Source organism: Aeromonas sp. QDB11 (assembly GCF_027705265.1).
Lineage (GTDB): Bacteria > Pseudomonadota > Gammaproteobacteria > Enterobacterales > Aeromonadaceae > Aeromonas > Aeromonas allosaccharophila.
In genome coordinates this window covers 1-7608 of the sequence record NZ_JAPDBM010000107.1, presented here as the reverse complement: position 1 = coordinate 7608, position 7608 = coordinate 1, and the positions used below count along the sequence as shown (strand labels likewise).

Annotated in this window: 4 protein-coding genes; 2 read left to right on the top strand and 2 right to left on the bottom strand. The window is 56.7% G+C overall.

The window, feature by feature from the left end; all coding sequences use genetic code 11:
- The first annotated feature begins 18 nt into the window (after positions 1-18).
- Positions 19-3774: a VWA domain-containing protein gene (locus OKC40_RS21340; protein ID WP_270796914.1), complete on the top strand. Its 3756-nt coding sequence runs from the start codon at positions 19-21 to the stop codon at positions 3772-3774.
- Positions 3775-3843: 69 nt separating this feature from the next.
- Here OKC40_RS21340 and OKC40_RS21335 read toward each other — a convergent pair whose 3' ends face one another.
- A complete protein-coding gene (locus tag OKC40_RS21335; protein ID WP_042060865.1) occupies positions 3844-4338 on the bottom strand; it encodes a hypothetical protein in 495 nt (164 codons plus the stop codon).
- 185 nt (positions 4339-4523) lie between these two features.
- Here OKC40_RS21335 and OKC40_RS21330 point away from each other — a divergent pair, with 185 nt between their 5' ends.
- Positions 4524-6479 carry a sensor domain-containing protein gene (locus OKC40_RS21330; RefSeq protein WP_270796913.1) on the top strand — a complete coding sequence of 652 codons (1956 nt, stop codon included), beginning with the start codon at positions 4524-4526 and terminating at the stop codon, positions 6477-6479.
- 65 nt (positions 6480-6544) lie between these two features.
- Here the strand turns inward: OKC40_RS21330 and rraB are convergent, their stop codons facing one another.
- Positions 6545-6880 carry a ribonuclease E inhibitor RraB gene (gene rraB / locus OKC40_RS21325; RefSeq protein ID WP_026034893.1) on the bottom strand — a complete coding sequence of 112 codons (336 nt, stop codon included), beginning with the start codon at positions 6878-6880 and terminating at the stop codon, positions 6545-6547.
- Positions 6881-7608 lie beyond the last annotated feature (728 nt).

Below are 7608 nucleotides of genomic sequence, written 5' to 3'. Positions count from 1 at the left end.
CCGACCATCGACGACACCGTGGATGAAGCCGACGAGACCCTGAAACTGGCCGTCGGCGGCAAAGACGCCACCGGCACCATCGTCGACAACGACGCGCTGCCGACCATCAAAGAGGTGGCGGTGAACAACGAGGGCGCGAAAGCCGAAGAGGGTCAAGACCTGACCTTCAAGGTGACCCTGAGCGCGGCGAGCGAGCAGGCGACCAGCCACAGCTTCAGCCTGGCCGGTGTGACCGCCGCCGAAGGCGACTTCGACCGCAGCAACGTCACCTTCAGCAACGGCGTGACCCTGAGTGCCGACGGCAAGAGCGTGATCGTGCCGGCCGGAGTCAGCAGCTTTACCGTGACCGTACCGACCATCGACGACACCGTGGATGAAGCCGACGAGACCCTGAAACTGGCCGTCGGCGGCAAAGACGCCACCGGCACCATCGTCGATAATGACAATGCTCCGATTACCTCTGGGGGGTATTCCCAAGGGGAAGAAGATATGCCGCTTACTTTGAAGTGGAGCCAGTTCAACGCCAGTGATGAAGATACACCTGCCGATCAGCTGTCGATCAAGATCACCTCACTGCCGGCTGATGGGGTGCTGCAGTACAAGGATGCCAACGGTAACTGGCAGGCTGTGGTTGAAAATCAGGTATTTACTCAGGCAGAAATCGCTGCTGGCAAGCTGCAGTTCAAGCCTGATCCGCATGAGGCGAGCGGGTCGGTGGGCATTGGTGCAAACAGCGGTGCGGACGGTAACAAGCTGGGGGATTATGCGTCGTTCGGTTATCAGGTGAGCGACGGGGTAAACAACAGCGGTAATGCGACCTTTGTGGTCGATATCAAGCCGGTGGTTGATGGCGTGACGCTGAAGGTTGAGTTGGTGAGTGGCGGGTTTGTGCCGGGGGCGGCTAAGGTAGAGCAGATTCTGTCCGACCTGAATGGCAAGACGCCGTCTCCATCGCCGACTGGCGGAGATGATTATCTGGTTACCAATGGCAACTGGGGTCTAGGCGGTGATGGCCATGACACCATCAAATACGGCAGTGGCACCTATTTCCAGGCAAAGGGTGAGGCTGGCGACGATACATTGATCGGTGGTGCGAGTGTCAATGACCATCTGATTGGTGGTGATGGGAATGACATTCTGATCGGGGGTAAAAATGCGTCCTCAGTCACTCTGGATGGTGGAGCAGGCAACGACACACTGATTGCGCAAAGCCTGAAGGCGTCCACGACCTATTTCGGTGGGGACGGGAAAGATGTGGCCTATGTCCCTGGCTCAATGAAGGATTTCCAGCTGGTGATGGGCGGTTCGCCAAATCCATTTGATTATCAACTGGTTTATAAAGGCTCCAATGGAGCCAATCATGATTTTTACAGTGTTGAGACTCTTTACCTGCAAGATGGCAAGTATGAGTTCAAGGATGGCAAGCTGACTAAGGTGGCGGATCTGGCGACCTTGAAGGTTGATGTCGACCTGAAAGATACCGATGGCAGCGAGCGCTTCACCGATCTGACCATTACCGGCCTGCCGACTGGGGCCGTGGTGCAAGGCGGCATCCAGCAGGCCAACGGCAGTTGGAAGGTACCGGCCAGCATGCTGGATCAAGACGGGAAACTGTCGCTGCAGGTGGAGTTGCCTGTCGGTAGCCAGAATATCAAGGTCACAGTGGTGGCTGGCTCGCAAGAGTATGATATGGACAGTCAGCCGATAGCCGGTGAAGTGAAATATACCGAAGCGGACACCGGCTTTATGGTCAAGCCCACCACAAACCCGAATGGGGACAATGGTACGTCAGACAAGCCTGTTGAAGGGGGCCGTGGTGATGATGTATTGCTGGGAGATATAGGTGGTATCAAGACCTCGGTTGATCCGGGCAAAAACTACAATATCGCCCTGATTGTAGATACATCAGGCAGTATGAAATTTGGCCTGGATGGAAGGGAAGACCCGCCTGCAGGTCAGGACAGAATGACCTTGACGATTAACGCCCTGAAAGCGTTGGCCAATCAGCTGGCAGGCCATGATGGTGTCGTTAACGTGACGCTCATTGGCTTTAGTTCCTCGGTGAATTCACTGCTGACGCTTAACAAGCTGACGCAGAGTAATGTGCAGGATTTGATCAAACAGATCAGCTCGCTGAAGGCCGACGGGGCGACCAACTACGAGGATGCCTTTATCAAGGCTGCCGCGTGGTTCAACAGCCAGCCGGGCAGTGGCAGCGGGAAAACGTTCGAGAACTTGACCTACTTCCTGACTGACGGTAACCCGACGGTTTATAACGGGGATACTTCGGGCAGTGGTGGCACAACCAACGATATCGATATGCAGAAGGCCATCGATGCTTTTGCGAATCTGTCCGGCCAGAGCGAGGTCAAGGCGATCGGCATCGGTAATGGCGTGACGCAGGGGAACCTGGCGTATTTCGACAATACCAAGGTGGTCGGTTCTGGCAGTAAATATGAGAACGCTCAGTTGCTGAATGATTTTTCCGGCAATACAGGGCCGTGGAGCGCGAGTAGCTGGAGCAAGACCGGCGATAGCTCGGGCTCGGTTGATATCTCCGGCGGCCGTCTGACGCTGACGGATAAGGGTGATAATGGTGTGTCAGTGTTTAGAAGCGAAAAGCTGACAGTGGCTGCGGGGACCGGCCTGCGCTTCGATCTGAGTACGGGTAATGATTTCGGCCGCGGAGACACTTTCTCGGTGCAACTGCAACGCTGGAATGGCTCTGCCTGGGTGAAGGTCGGTGCCGCGGTGACCTCGGCCGGAACAGTCAACAGCGGTGCGTTGGCGGCGGGGGATTACCGCTACGTATTCACCGTAAATGAGGATGATAGCGGGGATTCTGCCACGCTGCTGATCGACGATCTGAACAAGGTGATGGGCGGGCGTCCACCGGTTGGCCAACCCGACATCATCACCACGGCAGATCAGCTTAAGGCTGTGCTGGTTGGCAGTTCGACCACCAATACACCTGCTGAAGTGGGGGCCGATGTTCTGCACGGTGGTGCGGGTAACGATATCCTGTTCGGGGATGCCATCAATACCGATCACCTGCCGTGGGGCACGGCTGGCAACCCGACCAAGCCGGCAGACTGGGTCAATGGCAAGGGGCTGGATGGTCTGACCCAGTTCCTGACCTTGAAAAATGGTTATGCACCCAGCTCCCTTGAGCTTTACGAGTACATCAAGGGGAATGCCAAGTCATTTGATGTGGCGGGCGATACCCGAGGGGGCAACGACAAGCTGCACGGTGGTCTTGGTGACGATATCCTGTTTGGCCAAGGTGGCAACGATGAGCTCTATGGTGAAGATGGCAACGATATCCTTTATGGCGGCACTGGCAGTGACAAACTGTATGGTGGTTTGGGTAACGACATTCTGACCGGTGGCGATGGAGCGGATATCTTCGTATGGAATCAGGGCGACGCCAGTGTCAGCAATCCTGCCGTTGATGTCATTACTGATTTTAACAAGACGGCCAATAATGCTGTCGATGGGGATCAGAAGGATGTCATTGACTTGAGCGATTTGCTCGATGCACATAGCAGCAAGAGTGTGGCATCCCTTAAAGAGCTGCTCTCAATCTTTGAAGATAGCGGTAAGGTTCGTCTGGAAGTGAGAGATGACACTCCTCAACAGAATTTGATGCAAACAATTGTGTTGGAAGGTCACTCTTTTGCCTCGCTGACAGGCAATGCATATACGGATAAGAGCCAGGCCAGTCAGGTTATCGACTATATGTTGCAAAACCACTTGCTCGATATCGACAAGTAAGCCCGCTTCGGGGCAATAAAAAGCGGCAGAGCAATCTGCCGCTTTTTTTATCTTTGCAGGGAAGCGAAATCAGTTGCCGAGGGTGGCGAACAGGCTTTGCTCCAGGGAGCCGCGGGAGACGCAGACCGGCTTGATGGAGGGGGCCGGTACGCGCTCGCCCGAGGATTCAACGAAGAACAACTCGGTGTTGCCCTTGACGTTGACGGTCGCCACGCTGCTGTTGCCGCTCTGGGTGATGATCAGGTTGATCTGCAGGTTCGGGTTGCCCAGTGCAACTTTGGAACCCATGGTGCCGCAGTCCAGCCACTCCAGCCCGTCGGCTGACTGGTTGACGTTGGCGGTCATCAGGCCGGAGCCACGCTGGCTGTTTTCGATGGTGAGGCCGTGATCGGTGAACCACTTCTCGGCGCGAGCCCACACCAGATCCACCGGGATCGCCATTTCCTGAGTATTGTTGGTTGCCTTGGCAATTGGCGGGTTGTAGCGATACTCCTCACCGCCGTTATTGTCACCAGCACAACCAACCAGCAGCAGCGCCAATGCGCTCCCCATAATCTTTTTCATCTTGTTTCTCTCGTCCATATCACCAGGCCATTGGCCAACCGGCGCCTATTATCGCCGGAGCGACAATCTCTGTCAGCAACCATCCAGCGTTCGATGTTATGGGGAGGTGATCGGGGTGCTTTACAAAATTGGTTTGCTATCATAGATTTGCTCGAAATTCCTCCATAAGCACCCCTGTGACCAACATGCTCACCCCTGATCTGCTGCAGCAGATCATCGACCAATTGCCAATGAGTATCTTCTGTCGAGATAGTCATGGGCGTTACCTGTTCGCCAATCGTGAGTTCGCCCGTGAAGCCAAGCTGGAGTCGCCTGCCGAGGTAGTCGGCAAGACAGATGCAGAGATGCCCTGGGGCGATCTCTTTCGCAGTGAGGATGAGCAGCTGCTTGCCGGAGGCGTGCCGATGCTGTATCAGCAGCTCCATTGCAACCGGGGTGGTGATACCTGCTGGATGGAGGTGCACAAGGTGCCTCTTTACACCCCGCAGGGGGAAGCGTGCGCAGTATTCGGGGTGGTTAATGAGATTGCCCAGCGCAAGAGCCTGGAACAAACGGTCAAACAGCAGCAGTTGTTGCAGCGTTTTCTGCTCGATGCCATTCCTGACCTGATCCGTTTCGATGATCACAACGGGGTGTTGCTGGAGTGCAATCAGGCGTTTCTCGACTTTATCGGCCAGGGGGCGGATGAGGTGCTGGGTCAGCAGCTGCCGTTCCGGCTGGCGGCGCCGCAGGGGATGGGTCATGGCGAGTGCTGTCTGCTGGATGCCAGCGGGCAGGGGCGACACATGGAGATCACCCGGGTCGATGTCCCCGATGGTGACGGCCACTCCCTCGGGATCCTGACGCTGGGGCGTGACATCACCGGCCTGCGCACCACTCAGGCGCAGTTGCAGCAGGAGCAGCACTACGACAGTCTGACCGGACTGCTCAAACTCTCCCGATTCTTGCAGACCAGCCGCCATCTTGGGGGACGCAGTGCCACGCTGGTGCTGGTCGATCTGCACCATTTTCGTGAAATCAACGATCGCTTCGGCATCCGGATTGCCGATCGCCTGCTGAGCCAGGTGGCCAAGCGGTTGCAGCAGCTGGTACCGCCGCGTTCCCTGCTCTGTCGGGTCGCTGCCGATGACTTCAGCCTGTTGTTGCCCAACTTCAACGAGCCATTGCAGGGGTGGAGCCAGCATCTGCAGCAGCAGTTGATGGAGCACTATCAGGTGGAAGATCATCGCATCCAGATCCCGGTGTTTCTCGGGCTGGCCCAGGGGCGGGCAAGCGATGCCGAGCGGTTGCTCAGCCATGCCGAGGCTGCGCTGGCGCAGGGCAAACGGCAGCAGCAGTACTGCACCCTGTTTGATCCCGATCTGCATGCCCGGCTCAAGCGGCGTCAGCTGATCGCCGCCCAGTTGCCACTCGCCATCAAGTCCGCCCAGCTGGTTGCCGTCTATCAGCCCATTATCTGTACCCGCACCCACCGACTGCACGGCGCCGAGCTGCTCTGTCGCTGGCCCCATCCCGACCTTGGGATGATCTCCCCCGACGAATTCATTCCGTTGGCGGAAGAGATGGGGATCATCGGTCAACTGGGCCAGCTGATGCTGGAGCAGGGCTGTGCCCAGCTGGCGCAGTGGCAAACTGCGCAGCCGGATATGGTTCTATCCATTAACCTCTCGCCGCTGCAGTTCCGTGATCCGGCGCTCTGTGAACGGGTCTCTGCCTGCATCGCTCGCCATGGTCTCAAGGCCAGTCAGCTGGAGCTGGAGATCACCGAAGGGGTACTGATGGAAAATGCCGACGAGATTGAGACCAACCTCGACAACCTGATCGCCGCCGGTTTTCAGTTGGCCATCGACGACTTTGGTACCGGTTACTGCTCGCTGGCCTATCTGCCGCGTTTGCAGGTGGCGACCCTCAAGCTGGATCGCAGCTTCACTCAGGGGCTGGCCAGCAATAGCGCGACTACCGCTATCGTGCGTTCGGTCATCGGGTTGGGCCATGAGCTCGGGATCCGGATCACTGCCGAAGGGGTGGAAACGCCCGAGCAGCAGCTGTGGCTGACCGAGGCGGGGTGTGATCGGCTACAGGGCTATCTGTTCAGTCGCCCCCTGCCGCCGGCGGAGTTTGCTGCCAGCTATCTGGCGTGAAAGATCGTCAGAAACAACAAGGCCACCGCAAGGTGGCCTTGTTGTTTCTGACGATGGAGGCAGGATCAATCCTGGAAGTAGGTGCCCCAACCATCGTAATCCACCCCGTATTTTTCCAGGATGGGCAGCATCTTGGCGATATCGGCTACGATCGCTTCGACATTCAGCTTGCACTCGATGGTGGCATCGAAGCAGAAGATGGTGGCGCCGTCATCCAGCTCCATCTCTTCGGCATCGGTCACTTCAAAACCGGCCTTGAACAGGTCAACCGCTGCTTTTTCCAGACGGTCGAAATCCTGGCAGGCGAAGTGGTGCTCGATGTCGTAATCCGCATCGGGATTGCTGCCATCGGCCAGCAGTTCGTTGACGATCTCGGTGGTCTCATCACGCCACTCTTGCATATTCAGACTCATGTTGCCTCCAGGCGGTATCATTGCGGCAAAGCATACTCGCAGAGTGGATTCGGCTCAATGCGGCGGACCCACTGAACCTCGAATTTCCATCATATTGGCGCAGCCTGCAGGGTGTTCAGAGGCCAGCAAGTGCATGAAACGGGACTGGAATGGATAATAAATGGTCGCTTCGTTCGGTTGTTGAGCGAACGCACTTTTTATCGTGCCATCATGGTTGACACTCTGCGCTGGAAAGGGTTTAATGCGCGCCGTTGCCCAGATAGCTCAGTCGGTAGAGCAGGGGATTGAAAATCCCCATGACAGTTTCCATACCACAGCTCTGGATAGCACACCCCACAAGGCTTCGCTTTCAATGCGAGGCCTTTTTGTTATGCGTCTCTGGTCAATCTCTGGCAAGGTTGCTCACCGAGCTCGGGATTAATAATCCCCGCCTCCTGCTCCGCTGCTTCATCTGACAACCGATAGCAAAGTACGCCTCCCTCCCCTGAAATGACTCCCACTTCTTACAAACAACACGTGCCCTCCCTGCCAACTCTACGTTATACAGGTTGTGTCGTGAGCCGAATCCCGGTTATCGCAGAGGGGCTGCTTCCCGGACAGTCATGGAAGATACTGTGGACCCCATGGCCCTCATTGAGTTACCTGATTACCCATGACCCTCAGCCAGCTTCAAGAGCCGATATGGCATCGGAGGGCTTGCCACGACTGCATGCCCC

Coding starts and splice junctions, on each gene's coding strand:
- OKC40_RS21335 (WP_042060865.1), bottom strand. CDS start 4,338: ATGAAAAAGATTATGGGGAGCGCATTGGCGCTGCTGCTGGTTGGTTGT.
- OKC40_RS21330 (WP_270796913.1), top strand. CDS start 4,524: ATGCTCACCCCTGATCTGCTGCAGCAGATCATCGACCAATTGCCAATG.
- rraB (WP_026034893.1), bottom strand. CDS start 6,880: ATGCAAGAGTGGCGTGATGAGACCACCGAGATCGTCAACGAACTGCTG.